Raw genomic sequence first — 19,325 nt, 5'->3', positions numbered from 1 at the left:
GTCTCGTGCCGCTGTAGCCCGCGACAAAGCCCTGTCGCGGGCCAACGCTTGGGGTCTATGGTTGGCGCCAGGTGAGGACGCCTCATTTCCAAGGACGGATGGCATGGACAGCAAGGTTGGCGTGGGGCAGGCCGGTATCGAGCCGGTGACCCTGGAGGATGTGCGGGCGGCGGCCCTGGCGCTGGGCGGCCAGGTGATCGACACACCCTGCATCCCGTCGCGCACGCTGTCGCGCATCGCCGGCTGCGAAATCTGGGTGAAGTTCGAGAACCTGCAGTTCACCGCCAGCTTCAAGGAGCGCGGTGCCCTGAACCGCCTGCTGTCCCTGACGGAGGAGGAGCGCCGGCGCGGCGTCATCGCCATGTCCGCCGGCAACCATGCCCAGGGTGTGGCCTACCATGCCGGCCGCCTGGGCATTCCGGCCACCATCGTCATGCCTGAGGGCACCCCCTTCATCAAGGTGGAGCATACGGAGAACTTCGGCGCCAAGGTGGTGCTGAAGGGCGCGGTGCTGGCCGAGGCGGCGGCGGAGGCCGAACGCCTGCAAAAGGAACACGGCTACGTCTTCGTCCACCCCTATGACGACCCGCTGGTCATCGCCGGCCAGGGCACCGTGGCGCTGGAGATGCTGAACGCCGCGCCCGACCTGGACGTGCTGCTGGTGCCGGTGGGCGGCGGCGGCCTCATCTCCGGCATGGCCGTAGCGGCCAAAGCGCGCAAGCCGGACATCGAGGTCATCGGCGTGGAGGTCACGGCCTATCCGCCCATGTACCAGGCCCTGCACAACCTCCCGGTCAGCGTGGGCGGCGACACCATCGCCGAGGGCATCGCCGTCAAGAACGTGGGCGCCACCACCCTGGAGATCGTTCGTCGCAAGGTGGATGACATCATCCTGGTGGAGGATTGGGAGGTGGAACGGGCGGTTGCCCTGTTCCTGAACATCGAGAAGACGGTGTCGGAGGGGGCGGGTGCGGCCGGCCTGGCCGCCGCCCTGAAGTATCCGGAGCGCTTCGCCGGGCGCAAGGTGGGCTTGGTGCTGTCCGGCGGCAACATCGACAGCCGCGTCCTGGCCAGCGTCATCCTGCGCCAACTGGTGCGCGAGGGCCGCATCGTCACCCTGCGTGTGGTCATCCCTGACCGGCCAGGCGCGCTGGGCCGCATCACCACCCTGATCGGCGAGGCCGGTGGCAATATCATCGAGGCCGTGCACCAGCGCCTGTTCAGCACCGCTAACGTCAAGGCCACCGACATCGACATCACGGTGGAATGCCGCTCCGCCAACCATGCCGGCCGGGTGGTTGATGCGCTGCGCAGCAATGGTTTCCAGGTCAAGCCGCTGGCGGGGGAGTGAGTTTAGGCAAGGAGATCCCCTAATGGATCCCACACCTCAATGTCGCATCGTTCCGCAATCTTTTCCGCCAGGGCCTTGAAGTCCTGATAGCAACCGATTACGGCTGCTTGGTGGCCGCCGATCGCACCGTCAGCTGGCCTCAGGGCAAACATCGGCTTATTAACTTCCTGCGCCATTGCCATAAGCGAACGGTAGTCCTTCAAGCGCCCCAGACAATATGGATCGACCTCAGAGGTTAAATTCGGGTCCGCAGCTTCTTCCTGAAGCAAATCTACTCGATATGCACCAGGTACTTTCCGCATCCATCGGTCGAAGGCCTTCACGGCGCGATCCAACCGCACTGAGTGGCGCATTAGAATATAGCCGGCGGGCTCAATTTTCCCATCGGGCAGCCAGAGTCCCGGGGCATCTAAACGATCTCGCCGACGTAACCAGCCGCTCCTCCATTCCCGTAGGGTAGGGCCTAAGTTGCGTAAGCCTTGAAGTGAGAATAGGTCAGGGCTCAATGGTACAATGACGTAATCGGCTGCAATCAGGGCGGCCCGATTGATAGCGCCTAAGTTCGGACCAACGTCGATCAATGTCACGCCCGCAGCTGTTTGCTCAGCCGTTCGTTTAATGATTCGACCAAACGAAGAAACAGTTCTCAAGGCCCCTTCATCACCATCGGCGCTATTCATCCAAGCTTGTGATAGCTTGTCTTCAAAGCGAGAAAGTGCTAGGTCGCCGGCAATAAGCCGTATTCGATCACTGATAGGTTCTAGAAACGGACCAGCGATATCACCGGTATTCCTATAGAGAGGTTTGACCGAACTCCAGATTGTCTGTCGATCATCGCCAGGTGCCCACAATTGCTCCTGGCGCTCCTCGGACAGAAACATCGAGGTGAGATTCGCCTGAGGGTCAAGATCCGCAACGACGACCTTCTGGCCTAATTCTGCGAACATCCAGGCTAGGTGATAGACCAGTGAGGTCTTGCCGACGCCGCCCTTGTTGTTGAAGAAGGCGATGGTGGTCATGCCTTGGGTCTCACGATAGCCAGGATATGGGCTGGCTGCACGATGAACTGAGGTGCCGGATTGCCGTTAGTTTTCAGTGCCTCGCGTGCCCGAGCGATGCCGGAGCCGAAGCGGTGGACAAAGCCCATGCTCTTGGCGGCTTCGGCAATCATGGGATTGCGATAATCGGTGGCGCCCGGTTGTCCGAACGTTTCTATGGTGACCATGCCATAAGGCCCGCCAGGGCTCAGGATTTCAATCCGGTCATCATACCAGTGCAGCCGGACAGGGGCGGCGGTACCTTCATAATTTCGATGGATGAGGGCATTCCGGACGAATTCGCGCAACGCGACAATCGGGTAGTCGGGGCTAGGAGTTGAGCGGGCCGCCGTAGGATCCAATGCTACGGCGATATGCGCGCTAATAATTTCCTCAATCTGCCGAATTTGGGACGCCAGTGTCCCGCTGACTTCCTTCTGGTCGCGGATAGGGTCCGTGAGGTTGGTGCCGGCAATGCGGACGAACTGCATGTAAGCTCCCGGCAGCCACTGCCGAGGATCTTTCCCCAATAGCAGTACGGCGCCATTCGTCGGCGTGCCGTTGGGCGTCAGCAGGCGCAGCGCCCGCATCTGATCGTCCTGTTGCCGGTGATTTTCCTCAAGGACCTCTGGAGCCACCATGGAGGGAAGGATCTCCTCACGGAAGGTCAGCAGATTGAGGTCGTCAATTGACGCGCCCGACGCGCCATGCTGATCGAACGGCAGCGCGCCCCAACGGCGCTTTTCGGTCAGGCGCCGCTCCTCCTCAGCGGTGGCGAAGCCTCGCCGTGGGCCAACGCGGATGCAGACGCGGCCATCGAATTTCACGGGGGGGTTGTCTGATGGCTGCACCTCGACTACGGCGACGGTACAGCCGTCCAGAATCTTACGATCTACGCTCAATTGTGGAAGGGGCTGAATATTTCCATCGGATCGAAAGGCCGAAAGATTCTTAAGAATCTCGTCGGTGATGTCCAAGCCGGCGCAACTGCCGTCATCCTTCTGGCCGATGAAAAGCACGCCAGGCTGACGGCGATCCGCCAAGTCGTTCGCGAACGCGCAAATGGCGCGGCCTATCTTACTCTTGTCGGTTGCGGTGCTAGTCCGCTCGACGTTGTCCGCCTCCAGGTTCCGAAATAAAGCCAGCAGGGTCTCAGCGTCGAGCAAAGCCATCTCCAAGGGCACAGCGGAAGCCCAGCATCACCAATGTGCAACCTTACAGCAGTTTGGTGCCCATTTGGCGAAATATGGCCCACATCACCCCCGCTGCCGCGTGATCTCGATCCCGGCGGAGGCCGCGTCGGGGAAGACGTCCAGTTTTTCCACGCGCACGGTGACGCTGTGCACCCGGGTGTCCTTCAGCAGGCGCTGGGCCACCGTTTCGGCGAAGGTTTCCACCAGGTTCAGGTGGCCCTGGGCCGCCAGGTCGCGGACGATGTTGACGCCGTCCTCATAGGACACCACGTCGGCGATGTCGTCGCGGCGCTGGCCTTGGCGGTCCAGCACCATCATGTCCAGGTTCACGCGCAGGCGCTGGGCCTGGCGCTTCTCATGGTCGTAAATGCCGATGACGGCCATCACCACTAGGTCGCGCACGAAGATGCGGGCCAGGGGGGGGACGGCCACCGGCGAGTTGGCCAGCGGCGGATTGGCGACGGCGGGCCGGGCCTGGGCGGGCGCGGCCTTCGCGGCTGTGCCCGTCACTTGGGCGAAGAGCGTGTTCATGGGCCGCTCCTCTACCACCGCCGGCGGATGGCGGGAAGGGCCGCTCAATGCATCTCGGCGATGACGCGCTGGCGCAGCATGTCGATGGGGGCCAGCTGGCCACCCTCGACATAGTGCCAGAAGGTCCAGCCGTTGCAGGCCGGCAGGCCCTGCATGGCGGCGCCCACCTTGTGGATGGACCCGTTGTGCTCGCCCAGATGGTTGGCGCCCACCAGGGTGCCGTCGGCCTTGATGCGGGCGCTGTGGCGGCGGCGGGTGTCATAGAGGGTGGTGCCGGGCTGCAGCAGGCCGCGCTCCACCAGCCAGCCGAAGGGCACACGCGGCTGGGCGCGCTTGGACGGCGGCTCCAGCAGTTCGGCCTCGGCCGCCGGCTCCACCGCCGCGATGCGCGACAGGGCGACCTCGGCGTAGGTCTTCTCCCGCTCGATGCCGATCCAGTTGCGGCGCAGGCGCTTGGCCACGGCACCCGTGGTGCCGGTACCGAAGAACGGGTCCAGCACCGTGTCGCCCACGCGGGTGGAGCTGGACAGCACGCGGTACAGCAGGGCTTCGGGCTTCTGGGTGGGGTGGGCCTTGTTGCCGTCGGCGTCGCGCAGGCGTTCCGACCCCGTGCACAGCGGGAACAGCCAGTCGCTGCGCATCTGCAGCTCTTCATTCAGGTTCTTCATCGCCTCATAGGCGAAGAAGTATTTGGCGTCCTGCGACTTGGCCGCCCAGATCATGGTCTCGTGGGCGTTGGTGAAACGCTTGCCCCGGAAGTTGGGCATGGGGTTGGTCTTGCGCCAGATGATGTCGTTCAGGATCCAGTAGCCCAGGTCCTGCAGGATGGCGCCCACGCGGAAGATGTTGTGGTAGCTGCCGATGACCCACAGCGTGCCGTCGTCCTTCAGCGCGTGGCGGGCGGCGGCCAGCCAGTCGCGGGTGAAGCGGTCATAGGTGGCGAAGTCGGCGAAGCGGTCCCATTCCTCATCCACGCCGTCGACGCGGGTGTGGTTGGGGCGCATCAGGTCGCCCGACAGCTGCAGGTTATAGGGCGGGTCGGCGAACACCATGTCGACCGATCCGGCCGGCAGACCCTGCATCAGGGAAACGCAGTCGCCCACAAGTATCCGGTTGGCGGGTGCCGCCTCGCGCACCTTGGATTTTGTCTTGGCGTCAGTACGGGCTTCCGGGGTCTTCAACATGGGGAGTATTCGCCGAATCGGGGGTTGATTTTTGCCGACAATGAGTCGGCCCCGAGTCGCCGTCAATGTAAATTTTTAGCCAAGAGTCAGTAGAGTCAAAGGTTTAGGGCGAGTTGTTCTGAAATTGGAGCAAATGTACGGCGGTGAACGGGTGTGACCCCCAATATCTTGATTGCGTCACGATGTTCGGCCGTGCCGTAACCGGCGTTGCGTTCCCACCCGTAACCGGGGTGGGCCAGGGCCAAATCGGTCATCAAGCGGTCGCGGGTGACCTTGGCGATGATCGACGCGGCGGCGATGGACAGGCTCAGTGCGTCGCCGCTGACCAGGGTGGTGATGCGGGGGCAGGGCAGGCCCACGGGACGCTGGTTGCCATCCACCAGGGCGGTGACCGGGGCCGGGCCGCCATCGGCCGCCAACTGCTCCACCGCCCGGCGCATGGCCAGGAAGGTGGCCTGCAGGATGTTGACGGTGTCGATCTCCTCCACGCTGCTGATGCCGATCCCCACCCGGGCGTTGGCGCGGATGGCGTCGAACAGGGCCTCGCGCGCGGCGGCGGTCAGTTTCTTGCTGTCATTGATGCCGGCGCACCAGGCAGGCGCCTCGGCCGCTACCGGCAGGATGACGGCGGCGGCCACCACCGGGCCCGCCAGCGGACCGCGCCCCGCCTCATCCACGCCGCAGACCAGGCTGTCGGGGCCGTGGCCGGCGTCCAGCTCATGCCGCAGGGTGGGCGGGCCCAGCTGGATGAGGATCTCGGAGGCGGGCTTGCGGGGGCGGGGCATGGGACACAGGCTTTGGCAGGGGGAATGAAGGGCCGCCATGATGGCGGCGCCGCCGATCCCGGGCAAGGCCCCCAGCGTCGCCCCCGGCGTCAACGAGGGGCACGGTTGAGGCAGATCATTTTGCCACCGACGCATCAGGCGCAGCATGCGGCCATCCCGCTTCCCGCCCCTTTTTGCGTCAGGCCGTCCCATGCGCCCCGATCTCGTCGCCAAATACCGCAACCAGCGCGTTCCCCGGTACACCAGCTATCCGCCATCGCCGCAGTTCAGCGCGGCGGTCACGGCTGACGACTATCGCCGTTGGCTGGGACAGCTGACCGCGGCCGATACCCTGTCGCTGTACCTTCACGTCCCTTTCTGCCGCAGCATGTGCTGGTACTGCGGCTGTCACACCACCGTGGTGAACCACGAGGCGCCCATCCGCCGCTACCAGGCGGCGCTGGAGGCGGAGATCGACGCCGTGGCGGGCGCCCTGGTTGCCGACTCTACGCTGTCCAGGGGGGGCGGCCTGCCCCTCGTCACCCACATTCATTTCGGGGGCGGAACGCCCACCTTGCTGCCGCCCGATGCCTTCCTGTCGCTCATGGATCGGTTGGCCCTGCGCTTCGGCCGCCCGGCGGCCACGGCGGAAATCGCGGTGGAGATCGACCCGCGCACCCTGACCCCGGCCATGGCGGAGGCCCTGGGGCAGGGGGGCGTCACCCGCGCCAGCCTGGGCGTACAGAGTTTCGATGAGCGGGTGCAGCGCGCCATCAACCGCATCCAGCCTTACGCCGCCACGGCGGAAGCGGTGGCCCGCCTGCGCCAGGCCGGCGTCGGCGGCATCAACCTGGATCTGATCTACGGCCTGCCCCACCAGACGGTGGAAAGCTGTGTTCAATCCGTGACCCAGGCCCTGGAATTGGCGCCGGATCGGCTCAGCGTCTTCGGCTATGCCCACATGCCCTCGCTGAAGGGGCACCAGGGGCGCATCGACACCAGCGCCCTGCCCGGCGCCACCCAGCGGACGGAGCAGGCGGCCGCGATGGCGGCGGTGCTGGAGGCGGCGGGTTATGTCGCCATCGGCCTGGATCACTACGCCCGCAAGGACGACGTCATGGCCACGGCCTACGCCGCCGGGCGCCTGAAACGTAATTTCCAGGGGTACACGGTGGACACGGCCACGGCCCTGCTGGGCTTCGGCGCTTCCGCCATCGGCCGCACGCGCGGCGGCTACATCCAAAACCGGGTGGAGGTGCCGGCCTACCTGAAGGCGTGGGAGTCCGCCGCACAAGGGGATGGTGACGGCTGGGCGGTGGCCAAGGGCCTGGCGCTCACCGATGACGACCGGTTGCGCGCGGATATCATCGAGCAGCTGATGTGCCGCTTCTCCGTCGACCTGGAAGAGACGTGCCGCCGCCATGGCGGTTCTTTGGATGAGGTGCTCACGCCGGCGACCCGCCACGCCTTGGCCGCGCTGGCGGACGATGATATGATCATCTGTGACAAAACGAGGGTGGAGGTACGGGAGGAGGCCCGGCCTTTGGTCCGGAGTGTCGCGGTCCTGTTCGATGCCTATTTCGATCCAGGATCGGGTCGTCACAGCTACGCCGTGTAGATTTTTTTCAGAAATTTTCAAGATGGGGCGGATTGACGCGCCTGCGAAGCGCCCCTCGTTGCCTGCCTGCTTTCACAATGCGCCTTAGAAGACTGAAAACAAACAGTCCCACAGGTTAACGGAGGAGAGCCCCGAACCCGCTGCTGCAATGCAGCATTATGGCGATCGTGCCCCGCGAAAGTTGCATGAAATTACGAAGGCTGGCTGGTTTAAGACAGGCAGTGACCGAGAGAGTCATTTCCTGCATACCTGCCGCTTGCGTGCGTCTTAGAAATCGGGCATACGAAAACCCAACAAGGTTCGACTGTGAAGGTCGACAACGATCGCGAGCGGTGTTCAGGTCCGTGAAAGACGGGCCGTGGTGCTTGGGGCTAGCGCTCGTCGGGTTATGAAATAACCGGATGCGCGTTACGGGTGCCGGATACTGCTTCGCAAACGAATTGGAGGCAGATGTGGGAAGGTCGGTGTTGGTCGACCCCAGGAACGCAGTTCGATGTCCAGGTGAACCCCCGGTTCCGGACGTCGCGGATTCCGCCCGCTCTGCCGCCCATGAATCACTTCCGCTCGGATGCGCCGTGGCGTTTTCCGATGCGGTGTCTTCCTTCGTGATGTGACCGCAGGAAAATGCCTTACACCGCAAAACAATCGTCAAGCAGCCGGTTGATCGGGCTGGTCGCCACGGTCCTGATCCAGGCCGGTATCGTTTACGCTCTCGTCACCGGCCTTGCGAACAAGGTCGTTGAGGTGGTCAAGGGTCCTGTCGAGACCAAGATCATCGAAGAGATCAAGGACGAGACCCCGCCGCCGCCGCCGCCGCCGCCGCCGCCGCCGCAGACCGTCCAGCCGCCGCCGTTCGTGCCGCCCGTCGAGGTCAATATCGAGACCCCGCCGCCGCCGGTCATGCAGCAGGTGGCGACGACCAAGCCGCCGGCGCCCCAGCCGCCCGTCGCTCCGGTACAGCCGAGCGCCCCGCCGGCGCCGGCCGCCAGCCCGGTCAAGATCGACCCGAGCAGCTTCTCCCGCTACCTTCCGGAATACCCGTCCGCGTCTTCGCGCCTGGGTGAAGAAGGTCGTGTCGTGTTCGTCGTGTACTGCGACGCCAGCGGCAAGGTCACCGACGCCAAGGTCGTGGAATCCAGTGGCCACGACCGCCTGGATGAGGCGGTGGTCCGCCAGGCCCAGCGCGGCGTGTGGAAGTGCACGGCGGAGCAGCAGGAAGGCAAGTCTGTGGGTACCTGGTCCTCGACCCGTGTCCCCTTCCGCTTCCAGCTCAAGGACGCGCGTTAACAGTTCAAGAAAACCGGGGCCTCTTAGACGCTGATGCGCAAGGGTTCCTCATCCCCTCAACCCAAATGTGTTGGAATTGTCATGAGCATTAGGGAGCGTTTCAAGCTGACCGCCGGTTCCATGGTGCGCTTTGCCATGGTCGCCCTGGTCGTCGGTACCTTCACCTCGGTCGCGGTCGCCCAGACCACGACCCCGTCCACCGACAGCTCGGCCCCGGCCGCTGCCGCTCCGGCCGCTGACCAGGCCGCTCCGGCCGCCGCGCCCGCCGCTGACGCCGCCGCCAGCGACGTCGCCGCTCCGCCGGCCGCCACCGAGACCGTCGAGAACCCGTACGGCCTGAACGCCCTGTGGAAGGGCGGTGACTTCGTGTCCCGTGGCGTTCTGATGATCATGGTCATCATGATGACCGGCACCTGGTACATCATCGTCACCAAGCTGATCGAGCAGACCCTGCTGCTGCGCTCCGCCGCCCAGGCCGACAAGTCCTTCTGGACCGCCCCGTCCCTGGCCGATGGCGCCGCCAAGCTGAACAAGAACAGCGTGTTCCGCATGCTGGTCGAAGACGGCCTGCGCGCCACCGAGCACCATGAAGGCACCCTGGTCGACCAGATCGACCTGCACACCTGGGTGACCATGCAGCTGCAGCGCTCGGTCGACAGCATCAGCAACCGCATGAAGTCCGGCCTGGCCTTCCTGGCCACCGTGGGCTCGACCGGCCCGTTCGTCGGTCTGTTCGGTACGGTGTGGGGCATCTATCACGCCCTGACCAACATCGGCATCGCCGGTCAGGCCTCGATCGACAAGGTCGCCGGCCCCGTCGGTGAAGCCCTGATCATGACCGCCATCGGTCTGGCCGTCGCCGTGCCCGCCGTGCTGGGTTACAACTGGCTGCTGAGCCGCAACAAGACCGCCATGGACCGCGTCCGCAACTTCTCCGCCGACCTGCACGCCCTGCTGGTCAGCGGTGGTCGTCTCGGCGCCGGCAAGTCCGCCCGGAGCGCGTAAACCATGGGGATGAATGTCGCTTCCGGCGATGCTGATGATGATGGCGAGGTCGTATCCGCGATCAATACGACCCCCCTCGTCGACATCATGCTGGTGCTGCTGATCATCTTCCTGATCACGGTCCCCGTCGTGACCCACACGGTGCCGGTGGACCTTCCCAAGGAACGTAATCAGCCAACCAAGACGAAACCGGAGAACATCGTCATCGCGGTAAACCGGGACGGCGACATCTTCTGGAACGAAACCAAGATGCCGGACTACACGACCCTGCTTGACAAGCTCAAGCAGCGGGCCGTGGAGCAGCCCCAGCCGGAAGTTCACATCCGTGGCGACAAGAACGCGCGCTACGAATATGTGGGCCGGGTCGTGGTTGCCGCCCAGCGGGCGGGTATCGTGAAGATCGGTTTCATCACCGAGCCGCCGGCGGGCGCGATCCCGGCCGCGCAGTAACGGTTCCGCCGAAGGAGTTTAAGCCATGGGTATGAACGTTGGCGGAGGTGGTGAAGACGAAGCCATGATGGACATCAACACCACGCCGCTTATCGACGTGATGTTGGTGCTGATCATCATGCTGATCATCACCATTCCGATCCAAACCCATGCGGTGAAGTTGGACATGCCGTCGGCGACCCCGCCGCAGTCCAATACGACACCGCCTGAGGTGGTCAACATCATGGTGGATTTCGACAACACGATTCAGTGGAACGGAACCACCGTTGATCGCCATGAACTTGAGCTGCGTCTCAAGGACGCCGCCCTGAAGAACCCACAGCCCGAGGTTCATCTTTGGCCGAACAAGTTGGCCAAGTACAACACCGTGGCGATGGTCATGGCCTCGGCCCAGCGCTTGGGCGTGACCAAGCTGGGCCTGGTGGGTGCGGAACAGTTCATGGATTAAGTCCGTGTCGACGGCGGCCTCTCGTTACCCAAGCTTGTCTGGGGTGCGGGGCCGCCGTTACCGTTTTCGCCATTACCATGTTCCGGGGCCCGTGATCTTTTGGGGCGCGGGCCTTGCGTCGGGTTGTTGTCCCGATTTCATCCCAATCATCGATTAGATTTCCCGCTAGTCTCGATTTCCCGACATGAGGGGCCGCTCGTCGGTCCAGCCCTTCAACAAAGCAGGTAGAGTCCTCGGAATGATCGCCACGCACTTCCTTCGTGCCGCACTGCTCGCCTCGGCGCTCACCATGGGCGGCGCCGTTGTCATCAGCGCCACCACGCCGGCCCACGCCGCCGAAGCCAAGAAGTTCAGCCCGGAAGTCGGCAAGCCGCTGCAGGAAGCCCAGACCGCGCTGAAGGCTGGCAAGTTCAAGGAAGCCTTGGACAAGATCGACGAGGCCGAGAAGGCCAGCAAGACCAAGTCGCCGTTCGAGACCTGCACCTTCGAGACGCTGCGCGCCTCGGCCTACAGCGGCCAGAAGGACATGGGCAACTTCGCCAAGTCGCTGGAAGCGACCCTGTCCAGCTGCCAGCTGCCGGACACGGACAAGGTGAACCGCGACAAGCTGATCGCCGAGGCCTATTTCAGCGTGAAGAACTACGCCAAGTTCTCCGCCGCCTCCGACCGCTATTACAAGGACGGCGGTACCGACAACCGCCTGAAGGAACTGGCCATCCAGATTTACCTGGACCAGAAGGACTACGCCAACGCCTCCAAGGCCGCGCGCGCCATGATCCAGGCCCAGGGTGGCAAGCCGTCCAAGGTGCTGCTGCAGACCATCGCCAGCGCCGAATACAACATGGATCACAAGCCCGCCTTCGTTGAGGCCATGGAACGCATCCTGATCAACTACCCCGATCAGGAAAGCTGGGAGAGCGTGATCCGCGGTGTGCAGAAGCTGCCGGGCTTCAACTCCAACCGCCTGCAGATCGACGTGCTGCGCCTGCAGCTGGGCGCCGGCCTGGTCAAGGACCCCGGTCCGTACCTGGAATTCGCCCAGCTGGCCATGAGCGACGGCCTGGGCGCCGAGGCCAAGGCCGTGATGGACAAGGGCTTCAAGGCCGGCATCCTGGGCAAGGCCCAGGGCGACCGCGAGAAGCGTCTGGCCGACATGGCCGGCAAGCAGGTCGATGACGATCAGCGCAAGCTGCCGGACGACGAGAAGGAAGCCAATGCCCAGCCGGATGGCAAGCAGCTGGTCCGCGTCGGCACGCAGTACCTGGCCCTGGGCAACGCCGCCAAGGCCATCGAGGTCATTCAGTCCGGCATCAAGAAGGACCAGCTGAAGTACCCGGAAGAGGCCAAGTTGCGCCTGGTCCAGGCCTACATCGCCGCTGGCCAGAAGCAGAAGGCCGTGGACACCATGAAGTCGATCAAGGGCACCGACGGCACCGCCGACATCGCCCGCCTGTACCTGATCCAGGCTGGCATCACCCAGTTCTGATCCCCCTGCTCCCGGCGCCCCGGCGCCCGTGGAAACAGCAAAGGCCGGTCCCTCGCGGGACCGGCCTTTTGGCATTTCAGGGCCGTGGAAGCAGCCGTCAGAACAGCGCCAGTTGGTCGCCCGGCTGCGGCGGCGGCTGGAACAGGTCACAGCGCATGTCCCAGCGCCGCTGATCCAGGCCCAACCGCCGCGTTGCCAGCCTGTGGCGCGCGGCCAGCAGTTGGGCGTAGGCACCGGTGCCGCGCATCCGGGTGCCGAATTGGGCGTGGTTGTGGCCGCCATCGCGGCATTGCCGGATAAGGCTCAGCACGCGGTCGGCCCGGTCAGGCACGTGCAGGCGCAACCATTCCTCCATCAGGCCCGCCAACTCGCGCGGCAGCCGCAGCAGGATGTAATGGGCTTGGTGGGCTCCCGCGTCCTTGGCCGCCGCCAGGATGGCTTCCAGTTCATTGTCGTTCAGGGCAGGGATCATGGGGGAGGCGAGCACGCTGACCGGCACGCCGGCCTGGGACAGCTGGCGTACCGCCTCCAGCCGGCGTTGCGGCGTGCCGGCGCGCGGCTCCAGCCGGCGGGCCAGATCCCGGTCCAGCGTGGTGATGGAGATGGCGACCCGGGCCAAGCCGTCGGCCGCCATGGGGGCCAGGATGTCCAGGTCACGCAGCACCAGGGGGGACTTGGTGATGATGCCCACCGGGTGGCGGAAATCTCGCAGCACCTCCAGCACGCCGCGGGTGATGCGCTCCGTCCGCTCCACCGGCTGGTAGGCGTCGGTGTTGGCGCCCAGCGCTATGGGGCGGGGCACATAACCCTTGGCCCGCAATTCCTTGGCCAACACGGCGGGGGCATCCCGCTTCGCATAGAGGATGGTTTCGAAATCCAGGCCGGGGGAGTGCCCCAGATAGGCATGGCTGGGCCGGGCGAAGCAGTAGACGCAGCCATGCTCGCATCCGCGATAGGGGTTGATGGATCGGTCAAAATTGACGTCCGGGCTGTCGTTGTAGCTGATGACGCTGCGCGACGTGTCCAGGTGGACCTGGGTGGCCGGCGCCGCCGCCAGGTCCGCCTCCCCGTCCCAGCCATCGCTTCCCACCCGGGCCCAGCCGTCATCGGTGCGCATGCGGGCATGGGCCTCGAACCGGCCCACGCGATTGGAGATGGTGCCCCGGCCTTTCAGCGGGCGGTCATCCAGGATGTCGACCATGGCTTCCTCCGTTACCCGGAGGCTAGCCTAGCGCCGTCAAAACCAGAACACAACATGAACAATTGGGCGGGTGCGGCGGCCAACTCCGAACTCCAGACAGCAAAAAGGCCGCCAGGGAAAGCCCCGGCGGCCTTTTTCACGCAGGTTGGTGTCAGGCGGCGGCGACGGCCAGGCGGGCGCAGACGGCCTCGATCAGCAATTGCCGGGCCCGGTCGACGATGTCGTCCATCGACGGCGTGCGCACGAACATGGCGGCCGCCCGGTCCTTCAACTCATCGCGCGTCGGCAGCGTGGGCATGGTCGGCATGTGCAGGTCGGGCAGGCTGGGCATGTGCAGCTCGGGCATATGAAGGGAGGCCAGCATGGCCTCCGCCTGGGCCCGGGCGTTTTCAAGCTTGTGCTGCAGTTCGGCCTTCACGTCGGCCAGCGAGGGCGTGTCGGCCAGCGTGGCCTGCAGCCGGGCGGCGATCTGCTCCACATGGAAGGTGGCGACCAGCTGGCTGGCGGCCTTCTCGATGATGGCCTTGCCCAGCCGCTGCTCCCCCCGCACCACGGCGGCGGGCGGGCGATGCAGGTCCCAGGTGATGCCGACCCAGGACAGCGCCTTCAGGATGTAATAGGTGGTGTCGATCTCCCACCAGCGGAAACCCTGGCAGGCGGCGCTTTGATAGGCGTGGTGGTTGTTGTGCCAGCCCTCGCCCATGGTCAGCAGGGCGAACCACCAGTTGTTGCGGCTATCATCGCCGGTCAGGTAACGGCGGCGCCCGTACACATGGGCCAGGGAGTTGATGCAGAAGGTGCCGTGGTAGGTGGCGACGGTGCTCCAGAAGAAGCCCACCACCAGGCCGGACCAGCCGGCCGCGAACCACACGGCGACGGCCAGGATGAAGGCCGGCAGGTAATGGAACCGATCCAGGAAGCGCAGCTCGGGGAACTTGGCCAGGTCCGGCACGGCGGCCAGGTCGGTCGTGTCATGGCGGGCCGTGAAGATCCAGCCCATGTGCGCGTACCAGAAGCCGCGCTGGGCCGGGGAATGGACGTCCGCCGGGGTATCTGAATAGCGGTGATGGTGGCGATGCTTGGCCGCCCACCACAGGATGCCGCGCTGGGCCGAGGTCTGGGCGATGAACGCCAGGATGAACTGGAACCAGCGGCTGGTCTTATAGGCGCGATGCGAGAAATAGCGGTGATAGCCGCCGGTGATGCCGAACATGCGCAGACCATAGAGGCCTACCGCCAGGGCCACGTCTTGCCAATAGACCCCTGTCCAGATGGCGCCCAGGCAGGCCAGATGCACGAGGATGAAGGGCAGGGCGCCGGCGGCCTGGATATCGTCCAGGTAATGGTCGGCCGGCTTTTGGGCGGCGTCGCGGGCGGGCTTGGTCACCGGGGTCGGTACTCCGTCAGGGGCGGCGAAAGGCCGCGAAGAGGGTGAGGCGATCGATTGAATACCAGGAATCGGCGGCCAAGCCGACTCCGCGTTTGGTACGGATGTCCCCGGCGCCAAGGGTAAGGGACAACCCTGAAGGGGAGATTAACACGGGGGGCCGCATCCGCGATTTGTGCTGGGTCAAAAGGGCTCAGAAGTCGGGGGACAGATCGTCCGGCATGTCCCGGCCGGGGCTGCCGCCGCCGGCGCCACCCTGCATCCACCAGCCGGATTCGGCGAGCTTGCCCTCGTAAAGCTCCATCACCGGCTTCTGCAGGCGATCGACCAGCACCATGTCATGCGTGGCCACCAGGCAGGTGGTGCCCAGCTTGTTCAGCTCGATGAACAGCCGCATGATGCGCAGGCTCATCTCACGGTCGATGTTGCCCGTGGGCTCGTCGGCGATGATCAGCTTGGGCCGGGTGACCACGGCCCGGGCGATGGCCACCAGCTGCTTCTGGCCGCCCGATAGGCGCAAGGGCCGCTCATCCAGCTTGGCCTTCAGCCCCACCCACGACAGCAGCTCCGTCACGCTTTCCTGCACATGGGCCTCATCCTGGCCGGCCAGGCGCAAGGGCAGGGCGACGTTGTCGAACACCGTCAGGTGGTTCATCAGGCGGAAGTCCTGGAACACCACGCCGATCTGGCGGCGGAGGGCCGGCAGGGCCTTGCGCGGGGTCTTGGACAGCGGATGGCCCAGCAGGGTGATGAGGCCGCGGGACGGGCGTTCCGCCAGATAGAGCAGCTTCAGCAGGCTGGATTTGCCGGCGCCGGTGGGGCCGGTCAGGAAATGGAAGGACCCGGGCGCCAGTTCGAAGCTGATGTCGCGCAGCACCTCAGGCCCGGTGCCATAGCGCAGACCGACATTCTCGAAACGGACCAAAGGCGGGGCATCCTTGAAATGGAAAGAGCCCGGCCCGCCCGCTTATGGGCGGGGCGGGACCGGGCCCGATCCGGGAAACGGAGGGGCGCTTACTCGGCCGATGCCGCCTCGGCGTCCGCGCGGTCGGTGGTCGGGAACAGGCCGGCCTTCTCGAACGCGGTCAGGGTTTCCTGCGCCCAGGCGCGCAGGTCGGTCAGGCCGCTGTGGCCGGTCCAGACGTCGATGCCGTAGCGCTTCTCCAGGTCGGCGTCGGTCATCTTCAGCGCGTCACGGACGGAGATGAACTCCTTCTCCAGCAGCTTCCAGATGTCGCTTTCGCAGCGCTTGATGGTGATCAGGCCGACGCCCTGGCTCTGGAAGCTCTTCAGGCGGCGGAAGGACTGGTCGTTCTCATAGGGGCCGAAACCGCCGGCCACCTCGTTCAACACCACGAAGCGGCGGCCGAAGGGCAACCACTCGTTCTTGTCGAACGAATACTGGATCAGGGCGCGGGCATCCTCGATGGCCTGGGCCTCGGCCTTGGTGGTGACGATCAGGTCGATGGGGTTGCTGTTGCGGCGGCGCAGCAGGGCGCCGGCGTTGCGGGCCTCGGCCCAGGCGAACAGGTCGGCGGCCACGTTGGCGCCCACGTCCACCACATAACCACCCTCCAGCAGGGTGCGGCCGAACTCGTCCCAATACTTGATGGCCAGGTTGGGGTCGGTCGAGGTCTTGATGTTGGTCAGCTGTTCACCGATGCCCAGTTCCTTCACGCCGGCGAACAGGCGGCCGAACTTGGACCGCTGGTTCAGCGTGTCGCTGTCGGCGGCGGCCAGCTTCACGGGCGCGCCCTTCTGCTCGTGCTGCAGGACCAGCATCTGGGCCACCAGCGTCTTGCCCTGGCCGCCGGTCTTGGCCATCGAGATATAGGTTCGCGTCATGGGGTCGTTCTCCTGGTCCCGCATTCTTGGTGCCGGCGTCCTTGGCCGCTCACGTCCTGCCGCCTGTCGCCGATGCCGGCCGCCGGCGGTTTCCCTCGGGGACGGACCCCGGAACGCGTCTGGCCACGGGTGTGGACGGCGTCGGGAGGACCCGTCCGGCCGGGCCTTGAATCGATACAGGTTTTCCCCCCGCGCTTCAACTGCGGGGGGCGGTCTTAACCGAAATCGCGTCCCGCCGGCCCCCGCGCCCCCGTCCTCAGGCGCGGTGTTCCTGCAGGCGGGGCATGATTTCCACCAGGTTGCAGGGGCGGAAGCGGTTGTCCAACTGATAGCGCAGGATCAGGTCCCAGCCGTCGCGGCAGGCGCTGGGGCTGCCCGGCAGGGCGAACAGGTAGGTGCCCCCCGCCACGCCGGCCGTGGCCCGGCTTTGCAGGGACGAGGTGCCGATCTTCTCATAGGATAGGGTCCGGAACATCTCGCCGAAGCCGTCGATTCGCTTCTCATAAACGCTCTCGAACGCCTCGGGGGTGACATCGCGGCCGGTCAGCCCGGTGCCGCCGGTGGAGATGACGACGTCCACCGCCGGGTCGGCGATCCAGGCGCGCAACTGCGCCGTGATGGCCGCCTGGTCATCCCTCACGATGGTGCGGGCCACCAGCACATGACCGGCGCCGGTCAACCGTTCCGCCAGTGTGTCGCCGGATTTGTCCGTGGTGGAGTCGCGGGTGTCGGACACCGTCATCACGGCGATCTGCACCGGCAGGAAGGGGCGGGTTTCGTCGATGCGGGACAAGGGGGCGCTCCTGTTCTGAACGCCCCTTAAGTGAGGCGCCGGGCGCCGGTCGTCAACCGGGGATCAGACCTCGACCACTTCCAGCAGTTCGCCATCGGGGCCGAAGCAGCCGCAGACCAGGGCGCCGTTGAAGCCGCAGCCGCCGTCCAGCGTGACGGCATGGGGCGTGGCCGCCGGTCCGCCATGGCTGGGGTCATAGCCGCGCACCACGCGGCGGAAACCGGCGTAGGCGCCCTCGATGCGGTGCCAGGCGCCACCGCCCCACCAGAAGCTGTCGCCCTGGGCGGCCAGGGGGCGGGAGATGTCGATGCCGGCGTTCACGAACAGAAGCTCGGGCAGGCCGTCCTGCCGCCGCTCGGTATAGGCCGCGCGGCGCAGGGCGGCGAACAGGGTGTCATGGCCGGGGGCGGCGCGCTGGGCGGTGCGCAGTTGCCCGGTCCAGCGCGCCAGCGACACCGCACCGTCGCGCGCGGCGGCCACCCCCTGGTAGGCGCTGCCGCCGTAGGCCGCCAGGGTGGCGTCCACGCCCTGGCTCATCATCCATTGCAACACTTCGATGGGGTTGGGCGCGAATTGCAGCTGCAGCAGCTTCTGCCACATCTCCTCCTGCCCGCCGCGCAGGTAGACCAGGTCGCTGACGATGACCCCGCGCACCGACAGCACGGCGCGACGGAAGGACAGCAGTTCATCCACCGTGTCCCGCACGCGCGGGCCGCGACCGATCAGGTTGCCGAGATAGACCAACCGGTCCCCGGGCTGAAAACGGGCGCCGATGTCGTCGTGCAACGCGGCCAGCCGGTCGACGTCGCCATGAATCGCCCCCACGGCCCAGATGCGCCGTGGACGGCCCAGCACGACAAAGCGCTCTTGTTCGTTCATGCGAAGGGTCAGACCGGCAGGAGAAAGTTATCGGTCAGTGTATGCGCCGCCGCCCCATGAAAAAAGGGGCGATCGACCGGGATCGCCCCTTTTTCCACTAAGTATAGTGATGTCGGCGCACCGTACCCCCAATGGGCGGGGATAGTCGAGCCTTGGCGGCTGACGGCTTACGCCGCCTTCGCCAGCACCGCTTCCAACCGCTCGGTGGCCTTGCGCTCATCGATCTTTTCCACGGCGGCGAGCTCGCGCGCCAGGCGCTCCAGCGCTGCGTGGTAGATCTGCCGCTCGCTGTAGGACTGATCGGACTGGTCGGTGCCGCGGTGCAGGTCGCGCACCACCTCGGCGATGGACACGGGGTCGCCGGAGTTGATCTTGGCCTCATACTCCTGGGCGCGGCGGCTCCACATGATCCGCTTGATCTTGGACGGACCCTGCAGGGTCTCCATCGCGTCCTTGATCCGGTCCTTGCTCGACAAGCGGCGCAGGCCGGCGTTCTTCGCCTTGGTCACGGGGACCTTCAGCGTCATGCGCTCCTTCTCGAAGGTGATGGCGTACAGCACCACCTCCATATCGGCGATGGCATGCTTTTCGATCGCCACGATGCGTCCAACCCCGTGGGCCGGGTAAACGACGTAATCACCAGTGACGAAATCGAGCTTATCGGTCATTTGGATCGGCTCTCACAATTCGGCTTTTAAAGTCCCGCCTCGGGGAGGCGGGCCTGGACGCCCGGAACGGCATGCAAAGGTCGCTGTCGGCCTGCCAGGGGCTGCGACAACGGACAGACAGCACGAAGGCGCTGGGGGAATGGGGCACGCTTAAGCTTTCGCGAACGGCGTGCCTATTCTCGCGTCCAGAACTATAAC

The 19,325-nt window shown here is 65.4% G+C and carries 19 protein-coding genes; 7 read left to right on the top strand and 12 right to left on the bottom strand.

Going from position 1 to position 19,325, the window contains the following annotated elements; all coding sequences use genetic code 11:
• Nucleotides 1–103: 103 nt before the first annotated feature.
• Nucleotides 104–1,351, top strand: a complete 1,248-nt coding sequence (locus FBZ90_RS04485; protein WP_145729818.1) for a threonine ammonia-lyase — start codon at nt 104–106, stop codon at nt 1,349–1,351.
• Between the two features lie 2 nt (nt 1,352–1,353).
• Here FBZ90_RS04485 and FBZ90_RS04480 read toward each other — a convergent pair whose 3' ends face one another.
• The 5 genes from FBZ90_RS04480 to FBZ90_RS04460 form a co-directional block, all read right to left on the bottom strand.
• Nucleotides 1,354–2,370, bottom strand: a complete 1,017-nt coding sequence (locus tag FBZ90_RS04480) for a ParA family protein (RefSeq protein WP_145729817.1) — start codon at nt 2,368–2,370, stop codon at nt 1,354–1,356.
• Nucleotides 2,367–3,560: an ATP-binding protein gene (locus FBZ90_RS04475; protein ID WP_145729816.1), complete on the bottom strand. Its 1,194-nt coding sequence runs from the start codon at nt 3,558–3,560 to the stop codon at nt 2,367–2,369. The genes FBZ90_RS04480 and FBZ90_RS04475 overlap by 4 nt, the downstream gene beginning before the upstream one ends.
• Before the next feature lie 84 nt (nt 3,561–3,644).
• A complete protein-coding gene (gene folB / locus FBZ90_RS04470; protein WP_145729815.1) occupies nt 3,645–4,112 on the bottom strand; it encodes a dihydroneopterin aldolase in 468 nt (155 codons plus the stop codon).
• A 44-nt stretch (nt 4,113–4,156) separates the two neighbouring features.
• Nucleotides 4,157–5,194 (bottom strand): site-specific DNA-methyltransferase, encoded by a 1,038-nt coding sequence (locus FBZ90_RS04465; protein ID WP_246130165.1) that lies wholly within the window; start codon nt 5,192–5,194, stop codon nt 4,157–4,159.
• Between the two features lie 197 nt (nt 5,195–5,391).
• Entirely contained in the window at nt 5,392–6,081 is a 690-nt protein-coding gene (locus FBZ90_RS04460) for a ribonuclease HII (protein ID WP_145729813.1), read from the bottom strand.
• 190 nt (nt 6,082–6,271) lie between these two features.
• On the opposite strand from FBZ90_RS04460, the gene hemN reads away from it, so the two are divergent.
• The 6 genes from hemN (at nt 6,272) to FBZ90_RS04430 (ending at nt 12,354) form a co-directional block, all read left to right on the top strand.
• The gene (gene hemN / locus FBZ90_RS04455) at nt 6,272–7,678 is read left to right on the top strand and encodes an oxygen-independent coproporphyrinogen III oxidase (RefSeq protein WP_145729812.1); all 1,407 of its coding nucleotides are present in this window, start codon (nt 6,272–6,274) and stop codon (nt 7,676–7,678) included.
• 624 nt (nt 7,679–8,302) lie between these two features.
• On the top strand, nt 8,303–8,965 hold the full coding sequence (locus FBZ90_RS04450; RefSeq protein ID WP_145729811.1) for an energy transducer TonB: 663 nt from the start codon (nt 8,303–8,305) through the stop codon (nt 8,963–8,965).
• A gap of 81 nt (nt 8,966–9,046) precedes the next feature.
• Nucleotides 9,047–9,970 carry a MotA/TolQ/ExbB proton channel family protein gene (locus FBZ90_RS04445; protein WP_246130146.1) on the top strand — a complete coding sequence of 308 codons (924 nt, stop codon included), beginning with the start codon at nt 9,047–9,049 and terminating at the stop codon, nt 9,968–9,970.
• Between the two features lie 3 nt (nt 9,971–9,973).
• Entirely contained in the window at nt 9,974–10,420 is a 447-nt protein-coding gene (locus FBZ90_RS04440; protein ID WP_211101905.1) for an ExbD/TolR family protein, read from the top strand.
• Nucleotides 10,421–10,445: 25 nt separating this feature from the next.
• Nucleotides 10,446–10,868, top strand: a complete 423-nt coding sequence (locus FBZ90_RS04435; RefSeq protein WP_145611263.1) for an ExbD/TolR family protein — start codon at nt 10,446–10,448, stop codon at nt 10,866–10,868.
• 238 nt (nt 10,869–11,106) lie between these two features.
• The gene (locus FBZ90_RS04430; protein WP_145729810.1) at nt 11,107–12,354 is read left to right on the top strand and encodes a hypothetical protein; all 1,248 of its coding nucleotides are present in this window, start codon (nt 11,107–11,109) and stop codon (nt 12,352–12,354) included.
• Nucleotides 12,355–12,451: 97 nt separating this feature from the next.
• On the opposite strand, the gene FBZ90_RS04425 is transcribed toward FBZ90_RS04430, so the two are convergent.
• The 7 genes from FBZ90_RS04425 to FBZ90_RS04395 all read right to left on the bottom strand — a co-directional run bounded on the left by FBZ90_RS04425 (nt 12,452) and on the right by FBZ90_RS04395 (nt 19,127).
• Complete coding sequence (locus FBZ90_RS04425; protein WP_145729809.1) at nt 12,452–13,555, bottom strand: PA0069 family radical SAM protein; 1,104 nt, start codon at nt 13,553–13,555, stop codon at nt 12,452–12,454.
• A 151-nt stretch (nt 13,556–13,706) separates the two neighbouring features.
• Complete coding sequence (locus FBZ90_RS04420; protein WP_145729808.1) at nt 13,707–14,942, bottom strand: acyl-CoA desaturase; 1,236 nt, start codon at nt 14,940–14,942, stop codon at nt 13,707–13,709.
• A 193-nt stretch (nt 14,943–15,135) separates the two neighbouring features.
• Nucleotides 15,136–15,867 (bottom strand): cell division ATP-binding protein FtsE, encoded by a 732-nt coding sequence (gene ftsE, locus FBZ90_RS04415; RefSeq protein ID WP_145729807.1) that lies wholly within the window; start codon nt 15,865–15,867, stop codon nt 15,136–15,138.
• Nucleotides 15,868–15,956: 89 nt separating this feature from the next.
• Nucleotides 15,957–16,787 carry a hypothetical protein gene (locus FBZ90_RS04410; RefSeq protein WP_246130145.1) on the bottom strand — a complete coding sequence of 277 codons (831 nt, stop codon included), beginning with the start codon at nt 16,785–16,787 and terminating at the stop codon, nt 15,957–15,959.
• A 256-nt stretch (nt 16,788–17,043) separates the two neighbouring features.
• Complete coding sequence (moaB, locus tag FBZ90_RS04405) at nt 17,044–17,580, bottom strand: molybdenum cofactor biosynthesis protein B (RefSeq protein WP_145729805.1); 537 nt, start codon at nt 17,578–17,580, stop codon at nt 17,044–17,046.
• Nucleotides 17,581–17,643: 63 nt separating this feature from the next.
• Nucleotides 17,644–18,459 (bottom strand): metallophosphoesterase family protein, encoded by an 816-nt coding sequence (locus tag FBZ90_RS04400; RefSeq protein WP_145729804.1) that lies wholly within the window; start codon nt 18,457–18,459, stop codon nt 17,644–17,646.
• A gap of 167 nt (nt 18,460–18,626) precedes the next feature.
• Nucleotides 18,627–19,127, bottom strand: coding sequence for a CarD family transcriptional regulator (locus FBZ90_RS04395; RefSeq protein ID WP_145729803.1), 501 nt, complete (start codon nt 19,125–19,127; stop codon nt 18,627–18,629).
• Between the last annotated feature and the right edge of the window lie 198 nt (nt 19,128–19,325).

It is taken from the genome of Nitrospirillum pindoramense (assembly GCF_007827955.1).
Classification (GTDB): domain Bacteria; phylum Pseudomonadota; class Alphaproteobacteria; order Azospirillales; family Azospirillaceae; genus Nitrospirillum; species Nitrospirillum amazonense_B.
Note: the sequence above shows the minus strand (reverse complement) of the source record. Positions and strands in the feature narration are given on the sequence as shown.